The sequence below is a fragment of the Metasolibacillus sp. genome (assembly GCF_025291715.1).
Taxonomy (GTDB): Bacteria; Bacillota; Bacilli; order Bacillales_A; family Planococcaceae; genus Metasolibacillus; species Metasolibacillus louembei.
On the sequence record NZ_JAMBIZ010000004.1, the window covers coordinates 79,679 to 102,167 of the forward strand.

At 36.7% G+C, this 22,489-nt stretch carries 18 protein-coding genes and 1 pseudogene; 3 read left to right on the top strand and 16 right to left on the bottom strand.

Annotated features, from left to right (window positions below; all coding sequences use genetic code 11):
• Nucleotide 1: 1 nt before the first annotated feature.
• The 15 genes and pseudogenes from M3Z76_RS04285 to M3Z76_RS04360 form a co-directional block, all read right to left on the bottom strand.
• Nucleotides 2–1,318 (bottom strand): nucleotide sugar dehydrogenase, encoded by a 1,317-nt coding sequence (locus M3Z76_RS04285; protein ID WP_293921566.1) that lies wholly within the window; start codon nt 1,316–1,318, stop codon nt 2–4.
• 17 nt (nt 1,319–1,335) lie between these two features.
• Nucleotides 1,336–2,346 (bottom strand): Gfo/Idh/MocA family protein, encoded by a 1,011-nt coding sequence (locus M3Z76_RS04290; RefSeq protein ID WP_293921565.1) that lies wholly within the window; start codon nt 2,344–2,346, stop codon nt 1,336–1,338.
• 16 nt (nt 2,347–2,362) lie between these two features.
• Entirely contained in the window at nt 2,363–4,174 is a 1,812-nt protein-coding gene (locus tag M3Z76_RS04295; protein ID WP_483310141.1) for a polysaccharide biosynthesis protein, read from the bottom strand.
• 21 nt (nt 4,175–4,195) lie between these two features.
• Nucleotides 4,196–5,128, bottom strand: coding sequence for a Wzz/FepE/Etk N-terminal domain-containing protein (locus M3Z76_RS04300; RefSeq protein ID WP_293921561.1), 933 nt, complete (start codon nt 5,126–5,128; stop codon nt 4,196–4,198).
• Nucleotides 5,112–6,686 (bottom strand): O-antigen ligase family protein, encoded by a 1,575-nt coding sequence (locus M3Z76_RS04305; protein ID WP_293921559.1) that lies wholly within the window; start codon nt 6,684–6,686, stop codon nt 5,112–5,114. The genes M3Z76_RS04300 and M3Z76_RS04305 overlap by 17 nt, the downstream gene beginning before the upstream one ends.
• Before the next feature lie 15 nt (nt 6,687–6,701).
• Complete coding sequence (locus M3Z76_RS04310) at nt 6,702–7,199, bottom strand: tetratricopeptide repeat protein (protein WP_293921557.1); 498 nt, start codon at nt 7,197–7,199, stop codon at nt 6,702–6,704.
• A gap of 246 nt (nt 7,200–7,445) precedes the next feature.
• Nucleotides 7,446–9,956, bottom strand: coding sequence for an S-layer homology domain-containing protein (locus M3Z76_RS04315; protein WP_293921555.1), 2,511 nt, complete (start codon nt 9,954–9,956; stop codon nt 7,446–7,448).
• Nucleotides 9,957–10,607: 651 nt separating this feature from the next.
• Nucleotides 10,608–11,327, bottom strand: coding sequence for a WecB/TagA/CpsF family glycosyltransferase (locus M3Z76_RS04320; protein ID WP_293921554.1), 720 nt, complete (start codon nt 11,325–11,327; stop codon nt 10,608–10,610).
• Between the two features lie 137 nt (nt 11,328–11,464).
• Nucleotides 11,465–11,722: a DUF4351 domain-containing protein gene (locus M3Z76_RS19820; RefSeq protein ID WP_483310143.1), complete on the bottom strand. Its 258-nt coding sequence runs from the start codon at nt 11,720–11,722 to the stop codon at nt 11,465–11,467.
• Nucleotides 11,696–12,465: pseudogene (locus tag M3Z76_RS04330) on the bottom strand (Rpn family recombination-promoting nuclease/putative transposase); the annotation flags it as partial. The gene M3Z76_RS19820 and the pseudogene M3Z76_RS04330, both read right to left, overlap by 27 nt.
• A 133-nt stretch (nt 12,466–12,598) precedes the next feature.
• Entirely contained in the window at nt 12,599–13,867 is a 1,269-nt protein-coding gene (locus M3Z76_RS04340; protein WP_293921553.1) for a nucleotide sugar dehydrogenase, read from the bottom strand.
• A 298-nt stretch (nt 13,868–14,165) separates the two neighbouring features.
• The gene (locus M3Z76_RS04345) at nt 14,166–14,996 is read right to left on the bottom strand and encodes a flagellin N-terminal helical domain-containing protein (protein ID WP_293921626.1); all 831 of its coding nucleotides are present in this window, start codon (nt 14,994–14,996) and stop codon (nt 14,166–14,168) included.
• 288 nt (nt 14,997–15,284) lie between these two features.
• Nucleotides 15,285–15,746, bottom strand: a complete 462-nt coding sequence (locus M3Z76_RS04350) for a transcriptional regulator (RefSeq protein WP_293921551.1) — start codon at nt 15,744–15,746, stop codon at nt 15,285–15,287.
• Between the two features lie 105 nt (nt 15,747–15,851).
• A complete protein-coding gene (locus tag M3Z76_RS04355; protein WP_293921549.1) occupies nt 15,852–16,118 on the bottom strand; it encodes a hypothetical protein in 267 nt (88 codons plus the stop codon).
• Nucleotides 16,119–16,137: 19 nt separating this feature from the next.
• On the bottom strand, nt 16,138–16,416 hold the full coding sequence (locus M3Z76_RS04360) for a hypothetical protein (protein WP_293921547.1): 279 nt from the start codon (nt 16,414–16,416) through the stop codon (nt 16,138–16,140).
• 186 nt (nt 16,417–16,602) lie between these two features.
• Here M3Z76_RS04360 and M3Z76_RS04365 point away from each other — a divergent pair, with 186 nt between their 5' ends.
• Entirely contained in the window at nt 16,603–18,168 is a 1,566-nt protein-coding gene (locus M3Z76_RS04365; protein ID WP_293921545.1) for a hypothetical protein, read from the top strand.
• Between the two features lie 11 nt (nt 18,169–18,179).
• Nucleotides 18,180–20,930: a DEAD/DEAH box helicase gene (locus M3Z76_RS04370; protein WP_293921544.1), complete on the top strand. Its 2,751-nt coding sequence runs from the start codon at nt 18,180–18,182 to the stop codon at nt 20,928–20,930.
• 191 nt (nt 20,931–21,121) lie between these two features.
• On the opposite strand, the gene M3Z76_RS04375 is transcribed toward M3Z76_RS04370, so the two are convergent.
• A complete protein-coding gene (locus M3Z76_RS04375; RefSeq protein WP_293921543.1) occupies nt 21,122–21,541 on the bottom strand; it encodes a single-stranded DNA-binding protein in 420 nt (139 codons plus the stop codon).
• 282 nt (nt 21,542–21,823) lie between these two features.
• On the opposite strand from M3Z76_RS04375, the gene M3Z76_RS04380 reads away from it, so the two are divergent.
• Entirely contained in the window at nt 21,824–22,252 is a 429-nt protein-coding gene (locus tag M3Z76_RS04380) for a YwpF family protein (protein WP_293921542.1), read from the top strand.
• Nucleotides 22,253–22,489: the final 237 nt, after the last annotated feature.

Genomic DNA, 22,489 nt, shown 5'->3' on the forward strand with positions numbered 1-22,489 from the left:
ATTATAATTTGAAGTAAGTTTCACTTTTATAAGGCATGTTATTAATATTTCTTGTATCAAGAACAGCCTTCGAAACTCCTAGAATCTTCTCATAATCAAACACACTATGATTTGTGGCTATTAATACTAACTCTGCATCCTCTAATAGTTGGTCTGATATTTCAATTGTTTTGATTTCTTTGTTCGCCAATTTAAATTGTGGAATATGTGGATCTACTACCTTCCACTCAGCCCCAAATTGTGAAAGCTTCTTTAAAATTGGAATTACTGGAGATTCACGATAATCATCAATATCTTTCTTGTAAGCAACCCCCATTACAACAACTTTTGAGCCTTTTAATGACTTACCTTGCTCATTTAAGATTTCCATACAACGTTGAACAACAAAGTCTGGCATACTATCATTAATCTCACCAGCTGTTTCTATTAATTTTGTATGATAGTTATATTCACGAGCCTTCCATGTTAAATACCACGGATCGATTGGAATACAGTGCCCTCCTAATCCAGGTCCCGGATAAAATGGCATAAACCCATATGGCTTTGAAGCTGCTGCATCTATTACCTCCCACACATCAATCCCCATTTTATTACATAAGATAGCCATTTCATTTGCTAGTGCAATATTAATATTTCTGAAAGTATTTTCAAGTAATTTTTCCATTTCAGCTACTGCTGGACTAGAAACCTCATGTACGTCACCATCTAACACGGTTCTATACATTGTCGCTGCTATTTTTGTACAGCTTTCTGTAACGCCACCGACTACCTTAGGTGTATTTTTTGTATTGAAATGTTTATTACCTGGATCCACACGCTCTGGAGAATATGCTAAAAATACATCTCTACCTACTTCAAATCCTTTTTCTTCCAATATTGGCTTGATTAGTTCTTCTGTAGTCCCTGGGTAAGTAGTACTCTCTAACACAATCAATGTACCACTTGTCATATGGTTAGCAACTGCTTGTGCTGAGCTTTTTACATAATCCATATTAGGCTGCTTATAAATATCTAAAGGTGTAGGAACACAAATTGCTACAGCATCCACTTCTTTAATAAATGAGTAATCTGCAGTTGCTGTAAGCTGACCAGATTTTACAAGTTGCTCTAAATCAGCAGGAATTACATCTCCAATATAGTTCTCGCCAGCATTCACTTTATCGACTTTATCTTTTTGTACATCAAAGCCAATTACTTTAAAGCCTGCTTTTGCTTTTTCTACCGCTAGTGGCAAACCAACATACCCTAAACCAACAACACCAATCGTAGCAATTTTATTTTCAAGCTTGCTTTGTAATTCTAATGCTCGTTGCTCCATTTTTTTCATTCCTTTTATTATAAAGTTAGTAATTTTTTTTCTTTTGCAGACTTATAGAAATTTAATACGACAGATAAAGCTGTTTTTCCATCTTCCCCTGTCACGATAGGTTGTCTATCTTGTTTTATTGCTTCCATTATATCTGAAAGTATAATTTGATGTCCTGGTGTTCCCCAAGGGTTTTTCTCAATTGACTCTTTAATTTCTAGTGCTTCAGCATCCGACATACCTTCTATTAGTATATCTTTAAAATATAAAGCATTTGTTCCGCCAATTTTCACTGTACCTTTTTCTCCAAAAATCGTTATCGATTCTTCATAATTTCTTGGGTATACTGTTGTAGATGCTTGAACCGTAGCAATTATGCCTGTTTCAAAGCGAATAACACCTGTTGAAACATCTTCTGCCTCAATATCTCTAAATCTAGTAGCATCCATACTCATTACCTCTACAGGCTTACCTAAATACCAAAGTAGCAAATCTAAATTATGAATAGCTTGATTCATTAAAACTCCACCATCAAAAGCCTTGGTACCTCTCCAAGGAGCTTGGTCATAATAATGCTGACCACGATTCCAGTTAACGATACATAAAGCATGACTAATTTTCCCTAGTTTCCCACTCTGTATAATTTCTTTTAACTTCAATGCCACTGGACGGAAACGATTCGGATGCACAACTGCTAGCTTTACATTATTTTCAGCAGCAGCATTAATTATTCTATCCGTTTCTTCCATTGTCATAGCAATTGGTTTTTCTACAATAATATGCTTCTTATATTTTGCAGCTAGCTCGGCTAGAATAGCATGACTACCGCTAGGTGTACATATATTAATAATATCAATATTAGGATTTTGAAGCATTGTTTCAAAGTCTGTATATGGTTCAGCCCCGTGCTCTTCTACATATGGTTGCATAAGCTCTGATACCTTATCACACACAGCCCAAAGTTTTGCTCCTTTTATATTCTTTATAGCTTCTGCATGCTTTTTGGCTATGAAGCCACACCCTACAATTGCAAAATTCATTGTCAAACCTTCTTTATTATTTATTAGTTTCAATTTTATTATTCGCTACGCTAATAAGCAATGATTTCATGTCTTCATTACTTAACTTTGTTACCGAGTCAAGTACCTCGTTTAACTCTATGTCGGTTAACGGTAGTGCTCTCCCAATATGGATTCCTGGGAAAACATGTTCTTGCTGAATTTCCTCTTCATTTAGTAACTCTTCATACATTTTTTCTCCTGGACGTAGCCCTGAGAACTCAATTGGAATTTCCTGCTCTGTAAAGCCAGACAGTTGTATTAAATTACGGGCTAAATCAACAATTTTCACAGGCTCTCCCATATCTAAAACAAAAATTTCCCCCTTTCCTCCAAGCGTCCCTGCTTGAAGTACTAACTTTGATGCTTCAGGAATTGTCATGAAATAACGGGTCATTTCTGGGTGTGTTACTGTCACCGGTCCACCTGCCTCAATCTGCTTTTTGAATAACGGGATGACTGAACCTCTTGAGCCTAATACATTACCAAACCGCACAGCTGCATATTTTGTCTCACTCGTTTTCGCTAAATTTTGTACAATCATTTCTGCGACACGCTTCGTAGCCCCCATTACGTTTGGAGGGTTGACTGCTTTGTCTGTAGAAATCATTACAAAATTCTTTACCTTGTAACAATCTGCGGCCTCTGCAATATTTTTTGTTCCAAATATATTGTTTTTAACTGCTTCTCGCGGATTGTATTCCATTAGTGGTACATGTTTATGTGCTGCTGCATGATAAATGACATCTGGCTTGTATTGCTCAACTACTTCAAAAATTCGTTTTCGATCTTGTACATCTGCTATAATAGGGACTAATCGCGTTTCTTGAGAGGTTCTAAGCTGTAATTCCATATGAATCGTATAAATTGAATTTTCACCATGTCCTAATAAAATCAGTTGCTTAGGTTGGAAATTCATCACTTGACGACAAATTTCAGATCCTATCGATCCACCAGCCCCAGTCACTAAAATGACTTTATCCGTTAATTTTTTCGAGATAGCAACCATATCAAGTTTCACTTCATCGCGACCTAATAAATCCTCTGTATGAACTTCCTTCATTTCATTCACAGATACTTTACCTGTCATAACATCTTCTATACTAGGCATTATTTTTACCGGTAAATTTGTTTCTATGCAGTCTTCATAGATGCTTTTGATTCCGACCTTACCTAAAGAAGGAATAGCTATAATAATCTCATCTATTCCATACTCGTTCACAAGTGAAGGAATATCTTTTGTAGTACCTAAAACTGTTACATTCATAATTTTCAATTGTTGTTTTGTTAAATCATCATCTACAAAAACAACGGGGACTCTATCTGGATTTGGAGCATGAATTAAATTACGTGCAAGCATAAAACCACCTTGCCCTGCACCAACAATTAACACTCTTTTTAAATTTGCTGTATTACGAAAAGATTCATAATCATTTAATACACGCAATACAAAACGTGAACCGCCAATCATAATAACATGTAGCATCCATGTAACTGCCATAATCCTAACGTAAACATCATCTTTAATTATATATTGAATGAAACTAGCCGTTGCGACTGAAATCGTAACGGCGTAGCCAATTGTTAATAATTCTCGTACTGATGCCACGCTCCACATACGGTTGTACAAATGAAAGAAGTATGCTGCAATATGATGACTAATTAATAGTGTAATTGCACTTAATATAATCATTTTATCAGAATACACTTTTAGAGTAGGGTGTAGTAACCAATAACTCATAAATATTGCTGATAGTACGATACATGAATCAATTATAAAAAACAGCATATAACGCATTCGATAATTCACATTAAGCAAACCTTTCTAATTTCAATTTACAGGAGCACTATTTTTCCAGTAAGCACGGAGAAATACTATTCCCAAACCTAGCATTAGACCAATAACTAACCCTAGTACTAAATTCAGCACTTTACTTGGTGCTAACGGATCATCAGCTAATGTTGGCTCAGTGATTACACGAATAAACGAATCAGATTTAAAGTTATTTAAGTTTGTTTTAATTGATTGATAATTGATTAGCACGTTTTTGTATTCATCTGATTTTGCTCGAATCTCGGTCTGAAGCTGTAATAATTGATTTTGTAACTCTCCATTAATATCAGATAAAGCCGATTTTTGTTGTTCTGAAGCATTTAAAATTATACCATTATTTGTATCTACTACAGTTTGCAAAATTAGAACCTCTGGCAAATTGTTATTACTAATTATAGCATTATATGATTTCACTACTTCTTCTAATTCGACTGATAAGTTACTCATTTCGTTTGTATATAAAGCTTCTACATCCTTCAATGATTTTTGGATAGCTTCGTTCATTAAGTTTTTTGTCGCTTCTATTAATACTTGTAGTTCTAATTGCGCCGATTGTGCATTATTGCTTGTGTACCTTAACTCAACATTATTATTTAGTGAATCCATTTCAACTTTTGTAACTAAATTCTCTAATAAAAATTCATTTTTTATATTAGCATCTGCAAATGCCTGCTGCATAAGTGATTTATTTTGAATGCGTTCCGCATAAATATTTGGCTTAAATTCAGCCGCAATATAATTGGCCATTGCTCCAGTGTCCTGTATACCACTCACTACTTGAATCATAGCCTTAGATTCATATTTTTCTTCTAATACAAACCAACTTAGAATTCCTGCAAATAGTATACATATAATTGTGCTTACTGCTATGATTGCTTTACCTTTCCAAATGATGTTAAATAACTGCCGTAATTCAATTGTTTCTTCCATTTTTTATCTCCTTATGAGTAAATGTCAATGCCATCATTATTCCTGCTAGAACCCACATAGGTGCTGAGATACTCGGAAGGCTATCATTAAATATTGCCTGAATTAAATAAGCTAGCCAAGCAATCCCTATTATCCACACAGCCTCGTTATTCACTTGAGTTATTGCCTTTAATGAGCGTATAAAAGAAATCCCTATAACCATAATCATAGCTATAAAACCAATCCAACCCGTACCATAAAGCATACCTATGTACATATTATGAGGTTTATCTACAATTACTGTTTCTGTGAGAATACCTGCACGTGCATCAATATTATTGTGTGGGAAATTATACAATAATGTATCCAGTCCATATCCTAAAAAGGGCCTTTCAGATATTAAATTAAAAGTTTTTTCCCATATATAAATCCGTCCAGACCCCTTTGATATGGTACCATGCTTTAGCAATGTTGGAATTTCAAAGTCATCAGAGGCGTATGCTCTATTCTCCCAATCAAAGTGGTAGCTACCACTTTCTTTTGATACTTCCTTTGGTGTTTCAATATATGGGTTTGAATCTATAATAAAACCAATTGATTCAGTCCAAATTCCAGCTTCTTTACTTGCTAAAATATGAAATATAGGAATGGTTGCTACTATAAATATAGCAATTATAGTAAGACTCTTAACTCTATTTACATTTTTTAAAGCTACAAATAATATCATTGGTAATAAAACAATAAATGTTAAAAAACCTGTTGTAGATAGTGACATGAATAAAACTGTTATAGACATAATGGCGAATATTAAATAACTATATGCATTTTTCTTCGTTTTCCCCAAGATAGCAGCCATTAAATACATCACTGTCATTATAGCAAACATGCCACTCATATAATTCCATTGGTTAAGTGTACCTAATAACTGAGATCCTTCGCCTATGCTAGCCCCTTCAGGTAATGTTGATGATACAAAACTCTTCACCCAATTGTTTTGTAATAAATCCTTCCCATAAAAATTCATTGTAATTATAAAAAGATTAATAACAACAAAAGGCATTAGTGTATATAGAATGTATTTCATTACATGTTTAGGATATTCAATATTCATTGCAATAAACATTAAGGCAATATAACATAACCAACTAATTGCACCATCTGAGCGATTGTACAGGCCACTTAAAGTAACTGATATATTAGGGGAGGCAATTGTCGCTATAACAACCATAATTGCTAAAACTGCTAAAGCATAATTTAAAGTTGTTTTACGAATAGTTCCTCCCATCAAAAAGACTTTTGCTAACAATAATGCTCCTGCAATAAATGTCACTATTAATACAAAGAATGCTTTAAAATAAGTAAAAAGTTCTCCTTTTGTTCCAGACATTAAAACATCTTGATTAGAAATTAGTGGACTAGTTACTTGCTCAACATGAGCAAACACAATAAGAGGCATTACACCTATTAATAGCAATAGTAATCTAAAAATCCATCTATCTACATTCACTCTTGACTGAGCATTCTCTTTTTCGTCACTCATCCTATCTGATTTGTGAAGTTCTTCATAAAACGAAGTCATATATAGCTACCTTCCTTATTTCATATTCTCAATCTCTGTTAACATTTCCTGCACTTGCTCTTGGTACTGCGGATAGTCTTCAGGCATCCAATTCCATTCTTTACAACGTTCTAACACAATTTTCGCATCATCGAATCTTTTAGCAGAAAACAATACTTCTCCAAATTGTAACATGAACATCGGTGCTTCTACATTATGTGGATTAATATCAAGTGCTTTTTGCATATAGACAGCAGCTGATGGGTACTCTCCTACACTTGCTGCAATCAATCCTGCTAAATAATTAACTTGTTCAGAATCTGCTTTTTCTACAACTAAATCAGCAATTAATTTCTGTGCTTCAGCATAATTTCCTGATTGATATTGCTGAACTGCCTGTTGATATATAAATTCTTCAGTTTCAAAAGTAGCATCTTGTTTATTTGCAAGTATATTTGCAGCAATTATGCCAACAAAAATAAAAGCAATAATTCCAAGTAATATGTATTTTCTAGTTTTATTTTTAAAGTGCATTTTCTCAATCCTTTTATATCACATTTTAAATAACATTCTTATTATACACTATTTCTTGACTGTTTTCCTTATTATATGTAAAAGCCACTATAACAATATTGTTACGATTAAATAACAAATTCCTTAATTAGATAATTTATAATTTGCTAGTTCTATATTAGGACTTACATGGCATTATATAACGCTTTCATTTTATATAAAAGAAAAACCAAGGGAATATTATCCCCTTGGTTTTTAAATTACAATTTACACTGCAGGTTGTAAAACAAGTTTACCGCCAGTATATTGGAAAGTATAGCCTTTACCTTTGTAGTAAACAGTGAATGTACCATTTTCTGATACTTTCGGTGTATTGAAGTACACAACTAACTGCTTATCATTTGAAGTAGTTCCAACAGTCGCATTAAGCGGAGCTGAAACATAAAGGTCATTACGGTTTACAGTTTCAGTAAATGTTAATGTTACTGAAGCAATATCTGCTGTAGCTGTATCAGCAACTTTAGAAGCAATTGTTACATCAAATGCTGAAGTAGTAGCACCAGAGATGAATTCAACTGATTTAGTAATAGATGTTAAACCAGATAAACCATTGCTAGTAGCTGTAGCAGTTACAGATACTTCAGAAGCTTTAGCAGCTGTTACAAGAAGAGAAGCATCTTTGCTACCTGCTGGTAACGTAACTTTAACTGTACGGTACTCATATGGAGCTAATTCTGTTGCTTCACCAGCAATTGTCACTGGTTGAGAACCAGCACGAACAGTGAATGTTACTTCTGTTGCAGCAGTGTATGAGCGTGCTTTACCATTTTGGTCAGATAATTGGTAAGTGAATTTAGCTGTTTTGCCTTCACCGATTTTGCTAGTTGCTTTATTATCAGCATCTGCATTATCTGAAATGTTTAACACGCTTGTGTAATCACTTGCGTATACAGTACGGAAGTATGTGATTTCACCTGATTTTTTAATACGATTGTCAGTTAAAGAGTTACCAATGAATGCAACTGGAGTAACGAACTCGTCTTTTGCACCAGTAACAGTGAATTTAGCCTTACCATCTTTATCAGTAGTTACTGTAACAAATGCACCATCACCAGTAACTTTTGTTGAAGTTTTACCTTCGATTACATATACATCATTAACTGGGTTAGCTGTACCAGTAGCTTTACTGAAGCCAATTTTCACTTCTGCGTTAGATAAAGCTTTACCAGCTTTGTCTTTAAGAGTTACTACATAGTCACGACCACCTGTTTCAGTCGTACCAGCATAATCAGCTGCTTCTTGTTTACCTTCAGCTGCAATTGTTAAATCATATAACGCTTCAGCAGTAAATTTAGAAGTTGTACCTTTTGCTTGTAATGCAGTAGCGCTATAAGAAGCTGCTTCAACTGGTTGAGTTGTAGAAGAACCAGCATCATATACAACTGGTGTTACAGTAGCGTTTTTACCAGTAATTGTTAGGTTCGCTTTACCATTTGCATCTAAACGAATTAAAGCAACTTGGCTACCACCTGTAGTATATTCATAAACTTTACCGCTAAATGATGTTGTATAAGCACCATTACCAGCGTATCCACCTAAACCTAATACTTGTGCATCTTGAGCTTTATCAGGAGATACATTTAAGTTTTCTTGGAAAGTTACAAATAGGTATCTATTTTTAGCACCTGAAATTTGGTAAACTTTTTGTTCGCCATCAGCTAATTCAACTTTTTCTGTCACATCTTTAATTTCAAGAGATTGACCCCAGTGAATTGCACCAGATGAACGAACTCCTGTTTTAGCACTTGCATAAGCAACTACAGTATCAGTGAATGATTGGTTTTTGTTGTCATAACGAGTGTAAGTATAAGTTGCTACACCTTCAGCATTCGTTAAAACTTCTTCTTTAATTTGCTCTTGTAATAATTGGTCAACTCCAGCAGGGTTGATAGCAAGTGTTACAGGAATGTTTGCTGCAGATTCGCCAGCTTTTGTAGTTACTTTAACTTGTACAGTAACGTTTTCGCCAAATTTACCTTGGATAGAACGTTCTACTACTTCTACCTTCTCAGGTACTACTTCAGAAGCTTCGTTCGTTGGAACTTTGCTGAAGTCAGTGCTTACAGTTTTGTATAAGAATGAAGCGAATTGACCACGAGTAGTGTTACCTTTTGGGTTGAATTCAGATACTGCTGGGTTAGTGATGTCATAAAAATCTAATACAGAGATAGCTGAACGAGCTTCTGCTTTAGCTGCGTTAAGATCTTTAACATCACCTTTGAAATCTTCGCCAGCTACGAATTCTTCTAAGCTAACATCTTCTAAAGTGTTGATCATACGTACTAAAGTGATTGCCATGTTTTCACGAGTGATTAGGTCAGATGGTAATAAGTTACCGTTAGAACCTACGAATACGCCTGCTTCTTTAACTACAGAAGCGTATTTTAATAATTCTTCGTTAGAAGTAGTTTTTAAATCTGCGAAAGCTGGGCTAGTTTTCCAGTTTGAAGCTGGCTCATAGCCTTCAGTTTCTAAGTATTTACCTAATAATTTAACTACGTCAGAACGAGTTAAAGCTTTGTTAGGCTTGAAAGTACCGTCTGGGTATCCAGAGATAACTTTAGCATCAACTAATGCGTTGATTGCTTCTTCGTGTGTGTTACCTGAGATGTCGCTTAAGTTTGCTGCTGAAGCAACTGGTACGATTGCTGATGCTACTAAAGTAGCTGTCGCAGCTGTTGCTACGAATTTTTTGTATTTCTTTGGTTGGTTAGCCATTGAAAAATTTCCTCCTCATATTTCAAATAATCTCTTAGTCTCTCACTACAAAAATAGTGTAGATAAACTAACTACACATAAATTCTAGTAGTATACAATTACAATGTCAATCCTTTTTTTAAACAAAAACATTATTGACATGTTTTGCTACATTTAAAAAATATAACAAACCTGTACTTGGAGTGACTTCGAATTTCTTATATTATGACATAAAACTACTTGATAAAACAACATTTTATTCTAAATTATATAAAGTACGTTATAAAAATATAGTAGAAAATCGTTTTTTATAGTATTTTTATGATTAATATTTCACTTTTCTATAGTTTATATCATATAAATACAACGAATAAATAATGTAGTAATTTTGAACTTTTACATTTTTTCTATTTTTAACGTACAGTGGCATTATATTTTTAGTGTTGTTGGATTATGCATTTATTTTTTATTTAATTTATAGACAAAGAAGAAGGTTTAAGCATTTGCTGCTTAAACCTTCTTCTTGGGCTACCAACCGTTTTTTTCCTTGCAGGGAAAATTTTAAACTCTTTATCATAAGAGGAAATCTTACTATGGATACAGTGTAACACTAACATTACAATTTAACAATCTATTATTACAAAGATTACACAATATTTTTTTCGACAGTGTTTATTTTTTCTTTCTATCCCTTGCTACTTCAAGCAAAAACAGCGGTAGCGAAATTTGTCGTTTTATGCGATGAGGTTCTTTCATTAGACGATAAAACCACTCCATCCCCACTTTTTGGAACGCTTCTGGGGCACGTTTTACATTTCCTGCAAGTACATCGAAGGAGCCGCCTACCCCTTGATAAATTGTTGGATGAAGCTGATCACGATTCGCATTAATCCAATTTTCCTGCTTTGGTGAGCCCATTGCGACGAATAACAAATCAGGCTTTGCTTCATTGATTTTTGCTACTACCTTGTCATTATCCTTTTCATAGCCGTCCTGTGTTCCTGCAATAAGGATGTTTGGGTATAGTTCTTGAAGCTTTTCAGCAGCTTTGTCTGCAACACCTGGCTTACCACCATATAAGAAAATGGGCTTGCTGCGCTTTGCTGCTTCTTCGCATAGGCGCATCATCATATCGACGCCTGTTACGCGTGATGTAATTTGCCCTTTTTGAATTTTTGAGGCTAGAATGACGCCGATGCCATCCGGGATTTGGAATTCTGCATTGTTCAGTAATGTCTTTAATGCAGGGTCTTCCTTAGCCTTAATAATTTTCTCTGGATTAATCGCTACGATTAATGATTTTTTCTTGTGCTCGATTTGTTCAAATACGATAGGTAACAGCTCATCATAGCCTTCTGTATTGACTTGAATGCCAAGTACGGTTTCTTTCATTTCACATTGTCCTTTCCTGTGTGCCTTCCCTCTATAATAGTACATGTTGTATGTGAATGGTAGTTGTTGATGATATGCATGGAAAAAGGAGAGATTCTTTCTCATCTCTCCTCCTATAGCTAGATACTAAAAATTATTTATTTCGCTTGTAGGTATCGCTCTACATCCGCCAGATTAGTAAAATCAAAACTATTTCTAATTAATAATTGTAAACTTTCAGCATTCAATTGACGAATACGTTCCTCTAGCTCCGTTGGGATTGCCACAAAACGGTCTTTCAGCAACTGTAACATGGTTTCCAAAAGAGCGTTTGTTGCTCCTTCTTGTATTCCTTCTTGTATTCCTTCTTGTATTCCTTCTCGTTTCCCTTCCTCCCTCGCTTCTTGTTCACGCAGCTTTGCTTCTTCTACTACCGCTTCTTCATCTAAAATACGTTTTAGGCGTCCTTCATAGGCATGGTATTGCGCCTCTGTTAAACTAAGCTCTCTCCACTGGGTTAATGCATCAAATAATTGTTCATCCTTCATTGCAATCGCCTCCAGCTCTTTGTAAATATCCTCGTAGATTTCCTTCTCTTTTCGATGATTGACAATGCCTAATAAAAGTAACCATCTCGCAAGTATATCGTTCCAAGGATTTAACTTTTGTTCTTTCCAATCTCTCAATAACTTTGGAATTTCGATAAAATGAAATTCCATCACATCTGTTAACAATGTTTTTTCGATATCTTCATATAAATGATACGTTGTATGGAATTGTTCAGTTTTACCAAATAAATCAAAATTCATAATATTAATGGCAATAACAGGCGTTAGGCGTTTGTATGTCATTCTTTTTTGTAATGGCTGTGTGTATATCTTCGACCAATAATAAATGGAACGCTTGACCATATCATATTGATTGGTAAATTGAATTTCAACGTTAATCCATTCATTCGTTTTCGTTTTTACTAATAAATCAAGTCGTGACTGCTTATCTTCCTCATACTCCCTCCAATTTCCATATTGTGAAAGGAAATGTCTGTTAGGATATCTCGTCCCGTCCGCTTTAAAATTGCATTCAAAAAGACAACAGTGATTTCTTTGTTTTTTTCATTTCCAAACAATTGCTTAAACGCATAGTCTACCTTCAAATCCATCAATTTTGCCAACGGAAGTTTCAAAAGTGCTCGTTTATTCACTGTTTACCTCCTATATTTTTTCATCATTATATCATAAAAAATGTTATGGAAGCAGGCTTGCACCAGCATTCCATAACACTTTTTGCACTCTTTAGTTTTTTGCATCTCCAAGTAAATGGAATTGATAGCCTGCTTGCTCCCAGCTTGCGCGGTCTAAACAATTCTTCGTATCGAATACGATTTTATTGCGTGACACAAATGCTTGTGGGTCTAATGCTTTGAATTCTTTATGGTCTGTTAAGCATAATAAAATATCTGCAACCGCAACCACTTCATCAAAATTTTGCGTTTGTGTCGCATGCTTGTTTTCTTTAATATGTGGATCGAATGATATAACGTTTAAGCCAAGCTTTTGTAATTCATCAATAACGATTGTTGATGGGCTTTCGCGCATATCATCTACGTTTCCTTTAAATGCTAAGCCTAGTACGCCGACAGTAGCGCCTGCAATTTTATTTTGATTTAAAATTGTTTGTGTTTTTTGCGCAGTGTAGCTTGGCATGCTGTCATTCGTATTGCGTGCTAAGTGGATGATTTCTGCCTGCCCACCACCGATTTCTACTAAAAACCATGGGTCTACTGCGATACAATGACCACCAACACCTGGTCCTGGGAAGTGGACGTTTACACGTGGGTGATAGTTCGCAAATTGAATTGCTTCCCAAATGTTCACATCTAGCTTGTCCGCCATTTTTGCTAGCTCGTTGGCAAATGCGATATTCACATCGCGGTAGGTATTTTCCATAACTTTCACAAGCTCTGCTGTTGTCGCATCTGTTAAATGGATTGTGCCTTCAACAAATGTTTCATATAATTCCTTCGTTAGCTCTGCCGATTTTTCGTTGATTCCACCAACGATGCGGTCGTTTTTCACGAGCTCTTCAAAAATACGCCCTGGAATAACGCGTTCTGGTGAGTGTGCAACATAAATTTGTGTGCCGATTTCTAGCCCTGATTTCACTAGCTCTGGTAACATAATGTGCTCTACTGTTTTAGGTGGCACTGTTGATTCTAAAATAACTAAATTTCCTTCTTTAATATACGGTACGATTGAAGTTGTTGCTTGACGTACATATTCTAAGTTAGCTGTATTATCCGGGTTAATTGGCGATGGTACAGCAACGATGAAAACATCTGCCTCTTGTGGCGTTGTCGATGCTGTTAAAAACCCTTCGTCTACCGCTTTATTTAGGCGTTCTTGTAGACCATCCTCTTCAATATGTAGTTTCTTTTCCTGAATGCTTTTAACAGCAGCAGGATTTAAATCTACTCCGTGTACCTTTACACCATGATTTGCAAACATTACGGCTGTTGGTAAACCGATATATCCTAAGCCAACAACACAAATTGATTTTGTCATGCTCGTTACTTCCTTTCATTTATCAAGAGCGAATGTATATTATAATAAACGCTTTTCTGGCAAAATGGTTCGAAAACCTACTGTTTAACAGTATACAACTTTTTCGTACATCATGTGAAATAATATTTATGGAAAAATGACAAAAAAGAAAAAGCTCAGTCTGAAAAGACATTTTGAGACCGAGCCTTTGCGACGAGGACGGTGATTGTCACCGCAGGAGCACACTTTTTAGCGAATATTCGATACAAAAGCAAAGGCTGTTTGAAAAGATGACATCTTTTCAAACAGCCTTCTCCTACTATCTACGTCCAGCATCTAGCAATGTTAGTACAGAATAAGCTTGCTGCATATGCAAGCGCATAATATACTGACTTGCTTGGAGCAAAATATTAGCCTTTACAAAGTTCATCATTTCCTTGGCAATGTCGGCATCACGAATACGTGACTCAGCAGCCGTTAAGTTTTCTGCCGTATTCATCACATTATTGTAGGCATGCTCCATACGGTTTTGGTAAGCGCCCAGACGTGAGCGCTCTTTTGATACCTTATTTAGCGCATCATCGAGCTCTCCAATTGCTTTATCTGCATTTTCACGTGTTAAAATGTCTGAGTTATCAAGACCAAGACTTGTCGAATTCATCCCACCAATATATAAATCAATGGTTTGCCCTGCATTGGCACCCGCCTGTATTTTTATTGGTGTATTTTCGTGGTCGCCGTTTAACAGCTTTTTCGTATTGAATTCCGTTTGTTGTGCAGAACGAGTAATTTCTTCCTTAAGCTGCTGGTACTCCTGATTAATAAGTTCTCTATCTTTATCTGTCAAAGTATCACTTGCTGCTTGCACAGCTAACTCGCGCATTCTTTGAATCATCGCATGTGTTTCATTCAATGCTCCTTCTGCTGTTTGCACAAGTCCAATACCATCTTGAATGTTTTTCCCTGCCATATTTAAGCCGCGAATTTGGGCACGCATTTTTTCAGAAATGGCTAGCCCTGCTGGGTCATCCGCTGCGCTATTAATCCGATAACCTGATGAAATGCGTAGTAAAGCTTTATTCGATGCCGCATAATGGCGATTCATATTGTTGAGTATAGAATAACCGAGCGAACTCCATTGACCTAGCATCATTTGTGCGTATCCCTCCCTCACCTCATTTTTTATTTATATCGGCGCTTTTAGTGGGAAGTTTATCCTATTTTATTTGAATTACAGTATATCAGAGATCATAATAAAGTGAACCTTCAATCAGTGGGGGGTTTCCTCATCCCCCACTGATTGAAGGTTCACCAATCGGGTTTTTACAGGCTGTTTGATCCCCCACTTCAACACCTTGATTTTATCTGTTGTTTTGAAGGGGGTCTCACAGCCTGTTAATACGGGATAAAAATACCTTTCAAACTTTCCCGAAAGGTGTTACAGCATATCACGTTGCTCTAAATGCCAAACTAAATTGTAAAACATGGCTTCATTGCGCTCTGTTAAGGCATAGTCGATTAGACGCTCAACATTTTTTCCTTCTAGCTCACGAATTATGGAAGAAGTCTCTGGCTCTGCTTCAAATGTATCTCCTACCGTTGTATTCGCTAATTTTTCCTCAATGATTGGCAATAAATAATCATAGACATTTGAAATTAGCAGGAGCTGGTAGAGAGGGATTCGTATAAATCGACTACCGTTTTGGAATACGAATACATCTGATACATTTTCAATTTTATACGTTTTTAAATTAACAACCATTTCCTTTCCATCTAAAGGAATAAAATGAAACAGCTCATCCTCCTTTATAATTGAAAGATGCTGATAAGCAAAAACAAGGCATAGCTTTGCCCCAGCCATTTTCGTATACAATGGCTTCATAAACTGGATGCGAATCACCTTCACCCTCCTCAAACCTTTTCGCTTTTATTACAGTTTATTTTCTCCATTAGACAGCGATTTCAAACATTATTTATTGGATGTTTTGAAATCGGATATTTTAGGTTATTGATGTTGCTTGCGTAGCTGTTCAACTTTTTCAAAGGATAAGCCTGTCACTTTTGTGATGAATTCATCACTTACACCTTCTTTTATCATATTAATAGCTGTCTGTTCTAATCCTTCCTTAACTCCTGCTGCATGCGCGTCTTTTTTGGCTGCTGCTGCATCTAAAATTGGCTTCTCCTGTGATATTTGAACAATGCTTTCTGCCACAATCGGATCTATTCCTTTCCAGTCATCAGAATTTTGTTGTGCATTTTTATTGCTCATTGCTACCTTCCTCCATTCATTAAAGGTGCCTATTGCGTAACTGTTGAACCTTTTCTAAAGATAAGCCTGTCACTTTTGTAATAAATTCATCACTTGCGCCTTCTTTTATCATGTTGACGGCTGTTTGTTCTAATCCCTGTTCTATTCCTTCTTTAACTCCTGCTGCATGTGCGTCTTTTTTACCAGCTTCTTCATCCAAAATATATTTCAAACGAGATTCATAGGCGATGCGAGATTCAGGGGTTTGGCTTAACTCCTCCCATGCTCCAAAAGCTTGGCGTAAGTTTTCATCTTTCATAGCTAGCTCCTCCAATTCTTTATATATTTGATCATAAATTTATTTAATGGCAAGCGGCGTAACAGTTTTTTGTTCATTTATATTCTCCCTTCTATTTTATCACAATTACACTTATGCATTCGGCTTACGTTTACTGCGGTTTCGGGGTATAATGGAAGGAACGACTTTTTTAGGGGAGAGACTATTATGGCTTTATCAATATCTGATGTAGCACGTCGCTATTCGGCGTTTATTCGTCAGCAACTTGAAGAAATGGAGCGCTTGTTGCAGCCATCATCCATAGAGGATGAGGAGCTTGTGCGTCGTGCTGTATTTTCTGTGCGAAATAAATCTGTGCTGTTTGAACGCTTTCTTCCACAAAAGGATGTGCTATTTACTGTTGTTCAAGATGTGCGTCCTGCTGAAGTAACTGTAGATTTTGGACAACAGCTTATTATATGTACATGTCCCCAGCAAAATTGCTGCCGTCATAAGCTCGGCGTTATTTTAGGACTTTATCAATATTTAGGTTCTGTGCAGGAATGGACGAGCAAGTGGCGTGCACAAAAAAATGTTCATTTAAAATCTTTAGCGACAGAGCGAAGTCCCGAGAGCTGGCAGCGCATGGTTGACGAAGTGATGCAGCACTCACTGCATGGCGCAAAGGCAATCGAAAGCTATTCTATTGCTGCCTTATTAACAACTACACATACAAAGCTGCAACGCTATACACCACTTGAACGTGAATGGCAGCCACTATTTAAATTATTTATGGAGCTCTCTGTATTGAATAAGCTTTGGATTCATTTAAATCACACTAATTCACCTATCGATAATTATTATTTTGAGGCAGCAATGAATCATCGTTTAGACATCGTGCATACAATTGTTTCTGAGCTAGGCTCAAAATCGCGCTTATTTGCAACAGATCCATTTTACGATGCGATACAGGATCTTGTACGTGAGCTTCTTTTTGAGCGTAGTGGAAGACCACAAATACGCTTTCAATTTTATTTAACGATTTGGACAGAAGTCTTTACTGAAAAAGCTCGCTATGAAAAAGAGTTATTTCTATTAGAGAAGTTGCATACAACAAGTGATTTCCCAATGACTGTTAACAGAACTCTTTTCTACGTTTTATTAAAAGATTGTGAAAAGCTTGATGAGCAACTATCTTATTTAGAGCAATCACAGCTCGCATTTTATTTGCCGATTGCTAAATTAGCATTGAAGCATTATATGGAAGGTCTCCAATTATTATTAAAGGTCATCCTACCATTTTTAGAAAACTTTATTCATACGACTCTTGCGCCACAGCAGCGCCCATTATTTATTAAAGACATTAATGCACTTTATTCCGCTATTGAGCTATCTGAGCAAGAAGCAGTAATACTTTATCAAGCTTTCGGTCGCTATGGCATTCAGCCTTATGCTGATTTTTTATTGCAGAAGGCACGTTATGAGGAGTGGGTAGCTCTTCAACAGTTATATCCTTCTTCTATTAGCCATTTGGAAGCGCGCGGTTTGAAAACTGTTATTCAAGAGGCACCTGCAGCTGTCTTACCGCTTTATCATTATTATGCGTTAGAGGAGCTGCGCCAAAAATCACGCATGAATTATAAGCAGGCGATTCGCATTTGGAAATCAATGAAAAGCGCTGCAAAAAAAGCTGGCAAAATGACCTATTGGACAAATTACATGCAAACGATGCAACAAAAATATAAACGATTGCGCGCATTGCAAGAAGAACTGGATAAAAGCAATCTCATTTAAGGAGTTTTTATATGACTGACATACTGATATCACCTTTTGTAAAGTCACTGCGCTTAAAAATTACAGCTCTTCAAAATGGCTTTTACTCCATCACGGCATTACATGAGGATGGTTTAATCGTGCCTCCAGAGAGTTGGATAACACAGCTTTTTTATAAATATGAAGCAAATTTTTATGGGCTTACTGTGCCTTTAGATGAACGTGACATTACCTTATCTGCCGCTGAACTGTTAGATGTGCTCTCACCTGCTTTTAAACATCCTTTATTGCATATCATTGGCGCAGATGCTAGCTCAAATACTTTGCTGGAAAAATTCCAACAGCTTGTTCCCCAGTGGACGAATAGTACGCTTTGGCAAAGCGCTTCCTTTCATGAGCAAATACTACAATTTGCTCATGATGAAGAGTGTATTTTAGCTACTGCTGCTACACAAAAGCTTGTAAGCAATGGCGTACAGCTTGATCAATTAGAGGAGCTTGTACCTTTTTTCATTAATGGCGGTTGGCCATTGCAAACTGAGCACAATGCTGATGGCTTAAAGGTAGCACTACGCTTAAGTGAACCCGATGAAACAAGCCAACAGTGGCTTTTAGAAACGATTTTAATTACCTCAACAGAAAGGCATTGGACACCCGCTATACGCAAACGTGAACTGGCAATTGAAGAAGCATTGCCTGATAAGTGGAAAGCTGCCGCTGCTGATATCGCTGCTATCCAACAACAAATGGCATCATTACTAACTGTAGATGATATAAATGGTGAAAGCTTTATTTATCATCCGCTCACAGATGAACAAGTAAAGGGCTTTTTGCGTAATGATATTGCCGTTTTACAGGCGCTCAGCTACGAAATTGTTTTACCTGCTTGGTTAAAGGAGCTGAAGCAATCGAAAATGCGAGTGCAAGTAAGTGCAGGTCAAGCATCTACTCGCTCTGTAGCAAGTCTTGATGATGTGTTAACATTCAAATGGCAATTTTCAATGAATGGTGAAAATATTTCTGCTGAACAGTTCCAAAAGCTTGTCGATGAAAAGCGCGAATTTATGCGAATTGGTACGGAATGGTTCCGCATTGATGCAGCTTGGATGCAAGAAATGCGTGAGCTTATGGATAAGGCGACTAATGAGCAATGGACAGTTAAAGAGTTGTTATTTAGAGAGCTACCAGAAACGTTAACTGCACCTGCTGAGGAATTGGATGAAGACGATGCAGAACGTGATGACCCTATACTAGCGTTCCAAATCCAACAATCTTTGCAAAACTATTTACAGCAGCTACAGGAGAAACAAGGCTTACCTACTATTCCTGTACCTAGCCAGCTAGAAGCTGAGCTGCGACCATATCAGCAGCAAGGTTTTGAGTGGCTCGTCTTTATGCGTGAGCAAAAATTCGGGGCTTGCTTGGCAGACGATATGGGTCTTGGAAAAACGATTCAAACGATTAGCTATCTTTTATATACGGTAAATACACTTGATGTCACAGAGCCTGCGATTATTATTTGCCCGACCTCGGTTTTAGGCAACTGGCAAAAAGAGCTTACACGCTTTGCACCTTCCTTAAATGTTTATACACATTATGGAGCAAATCGCTTAAAGGATGAGATGCTGCGTGATGAAATCCAGCGTGAGAAGCCTCATATTATCGTATCAACATATGGCACAGTTTCGCAGGATGTGGAATTTTTACAGTATTTCAATTGGTCAAGCATTATTTTAGATGAGGCACAAAATATTAAAAACATGCAAACCATCCAATCACGTGCAATTCGTAAGTTGCGTGGTGAGCATCATATCGCATTAACAGGTACACCTGTGGAAAACCGCTTGTCAGAGCTTTGGGCAATTTTTGATTTTATTCATAAAGGTTATCTCGGTAGCTTTAGCAAGTTTCAAGAGCAGTTTATTTTACCGATTGAACGCGATGATTCCGAGCAGCATAAGGAGCAGCTGCGTGCAAAAATTCAGCCATTTTTACTCCGTCGGACAAAGCGCGATTCAGACTTAATGCTCAATTTACCTGAAAAACAAGAAATGCCAGAATTTTGCCCATTAACTGCTGAGCAAGCTGCCTTATATGAAAGCTATATTGAGGATACCGCAGCACAGCTTGAGCAGTTAACAGGCTTTGAAAAAAGAGGCCGCATTTTAAAAATGCTTAATAAATTAAAGCAGCTATGTAATCACCCTGCGCTTTATTTAAAGGAGCCTTTTGATGATGCGGAGACGATGTTAAGCCGTTCTGTGAAGCTAAGACGTATTGTCGATTTAACGGCTGAAATCGTTCATAATGGAGAGCAATGTTTAATTTTCACGCAATATATTGGCATGGGCAATATTTTACAGCATTGCTTTGCTGAGCTGTACGATATTGATGTACCGTTTTTAACAGGTAGCATGCCAAAGCAACAGCGCGATCGCTTAGTGGAGGCATTTCAAGCTGGGGCATTTCCAATTTTTATTTTGTCCTTAAAAGCTGGGGGAACAGGGTTAAATTTAACAGCTGCAAACCATGTATTGCATGCGGATCGCTGGTGGAATCCTGCAGTGGAAAACCAAGCAACAGATCGCGCATATCGAATCGGACAAACACAATTTGTACAGGTCCATAAATTTATGACAATTGGTACAATTGAAGAAAAAATTGATAAAATGCTCACGATAAAATCAGCTTTGTCAGAGGAGCTTATCCAATCAAGTAAATGGATTACTGAGCTGCAAGATGATGAGCTACGCGAGCTTTTTGCGCTTGATTTAGTAAAATAAAACGAAAGCGTCCTATCTTTGCGCCAAAAGATAGGACGCTTTTAGGTTCTCTGTTATTCAGTTGTATTTTTTAATTGTGCTCCTGCGGTTACTCGTCGCAGAAAAGATTATTATGCGATTAAGAGGTAGGTTTTTGCACTCCTTTCTAATTGTTTTAAGATAGAGGTTAGTTAGTTTTGTGGAAGTTCTTTTTACAGATCAGTTGGCAGTGTATCTTCGGGTAAAACAAAGTGTTCCATGACGTGCTGCATTTCATCGCTGGACTCCTCAGGTGGATTGTTTGCAGGCACGCTCTGTTTCAGTGCATAAAATCGGACGCTTTCTGCTAAAACATCCATCGCAAAAACACGGTTATTTTCTTTGTTCACATAGGAGCGTGTATGTAAGCGCCCGTTTATCCCAATTAAAGAACCTTTCCCGCAATATTTCGCAATATGTTCTGCTAGCCTTCCCCATGCGACACACAAAACATAATCTGCATCTACACTGCCCTCGCTATTGCGGTAATTGCGATTAATGGCTAATACGAAGCTCGTTTGTACTTTCGTATCAGATAATTGCCTTAGCTGTGGATTTTTTGTTAAACGTCCAACAAGTCCGATTTGATTCATTTATTCACCTCCTTCGTTAGCACTACTATACATGATGATGATTTCATTTGGCAAAATCTGAAAAATCATATTTGCTAACATTTTAGGGGGTTAAACTTTAAATTTCGACATTGCAAAAATTTATTTTGACCTATTTTAGCTTGCTAATACATTGCTCTGACAAGCGATAGCCGCAATATATCGAAAAATTAAGTTTCGCATTTTTTGTATGCTATACTAAAAGTAGATTCATTTCCAGAACAAATATTGAGGCTTTAACTATTATGAAGGGAGGCTGCTCGTTTGAAGACATTTAAACTAATGGCATTTCATTTATTAAATGAAGAGGCTATTCAGCCCATTCACATTATTGATGGTTTAACAATTAACTTAGAGGATAGCCATCAAACTTGGGTGCTTGAGCTGTTTATTCCAAATGAGTACTATTCAATTTTTAAAACGTTAGAGGACAATCAAACTGTATTTGACGCACATGCTGTTATTTCCTTTCCAGATAATGAACCCGCACCATTTTCTTTAATAGTTAGTGCCATTACTGAAATCGGTGATCGCTTATCCGTATTATTAAAAGGCTCGATTAAAGCTCGACGCCAAAAATATGCAGAGCAATTATTGCAGCAGCTATTAGAGGAAGGTTTATCGAATGATGAACTATTGCAGCGTTTCCAGCATGATATGAAGGAGCGCCCAAAGTTAAATAAACAGCAATAGTCACAATTGACACTTTGATTAATGGAAAGAGTTGTCTGAAAGGCGTGTAGCTAATGCACATTTTTCAGGCAACGATATGCTTTTAGACGAAATAATTTTTTGTTCTAGAAATCGGGGCATTTGTTTGTGATTTTTTTGGTTTATTTGCGACTTCTCGGATTTATTTGCGACTTCTCGGATTTATTTGCGACTTCTCAGGTTTATTTGCGACTTCTCGGATTTATTTGCGACTTCTCG

Excerpts from the sequence above, each read along its gene's own strand:
- M3Z76_RS04320 (WP_293921554.1), bottom strand. The coding sequence starts at position 11,327 with ATGAAAGAAACCGTACTTGGCATTCAAGTCAATACAGAAGGCTATGAT.
- M3Z76_RS04290 (WP_293921565.1), bottom strand. The coding sequence starts at position 2,346 with ATGAATTTTGCAATTGTAGGGTGTGGCTTCATAGCCAAAAAGCATGCA.
- M3Z76_RS04315 (WP_293921555.1), bottom strand. The coding sequence starts at position 9,956 with ATGGCTAACCAACCAAAGAAATACAAAAAATTCGTAGCAACAGCTGCG.
- M3Z76_RS04300 (WP_293921561.1), bottom strand. The coding sequence starts at position 5,128 with ATGGAAGAAACAATTGAATTACGGCAGTTATTTAACATCATTTGGAAA.
- M3Z76_RS04285 (WP_293921566.1), bottom strand. The coding sequence starts at position 1,318 with ATGGAGCAACGAGCATTAGAATTACAAAGCAAGCTTGAAAATAAAATT.
- M3Z76_RS04345 (WP_293921626.1), bottom strand. The coding sequence starts at position 14,996 with ATGCTAGGTCAATGGAGTTCGCTCGGTTATTCTATACTCAACAATATG.
- M3Z76_RS04340 (WP_293921553.1), bottom strand. The coding sequence starts at position 13,867 with ATGACAAAATCAATTTGTGTTGTTGGCTTAGGATATATCGGTTTACCA.
- M3Z76_RS04355 (WP_293921549.1), bottom strand. The coding sequence starts at position 16,118 with ATGAGCAATAAAAATGCACAACAAAATTCTGATGACTGGAAAGGAATA.
- M3Z76_RS04375 (WP_293921543.1), bottom strand. The coding sequence starts at position 21,541 with ATGAATCAAATCGGACTTGTTGGACGTTTAACAAAAAATCCACAGCTA.
- M3Z76_RS04310 (WP_293921557.1), bottom strand. The coding sequence starts at position 7,199 with ATGCACTTTAAAAATAAAACTAGAAAATACATATTACTTGGAATTATT.
- M3Z76_RS04305 (WP_293921559.1), bottom strand. The coding sequence starts at position 6,686 with ATGACTTCGTTTTATGAAGAACTTCACAAATCAGATAGGATGAGTGAC.
- M3Z76_RS04365 (WP_293921545.1), top strand. The coding sequence starts at position 16,603 with ATGGCTTTATCAATATCTGATGTAGCACGTCGCTATTCGGCGTTTATT.
- M3Z76_RS04370 (WP_293921544.1), top strand. The coding sequence starts at position 18,180 with ATGACTGACATACTGATATCACCTTTTGTAAAGTCACTGCGCTTAAAA.
- M3Z76_RS04360 (WP_293921547.1), bottom strand. The coding sequence starts at position 16,416 with ATGAAAGATGAAAACTTACGCCAAGCTTTTGGAGCATGGGAGGAGTTA.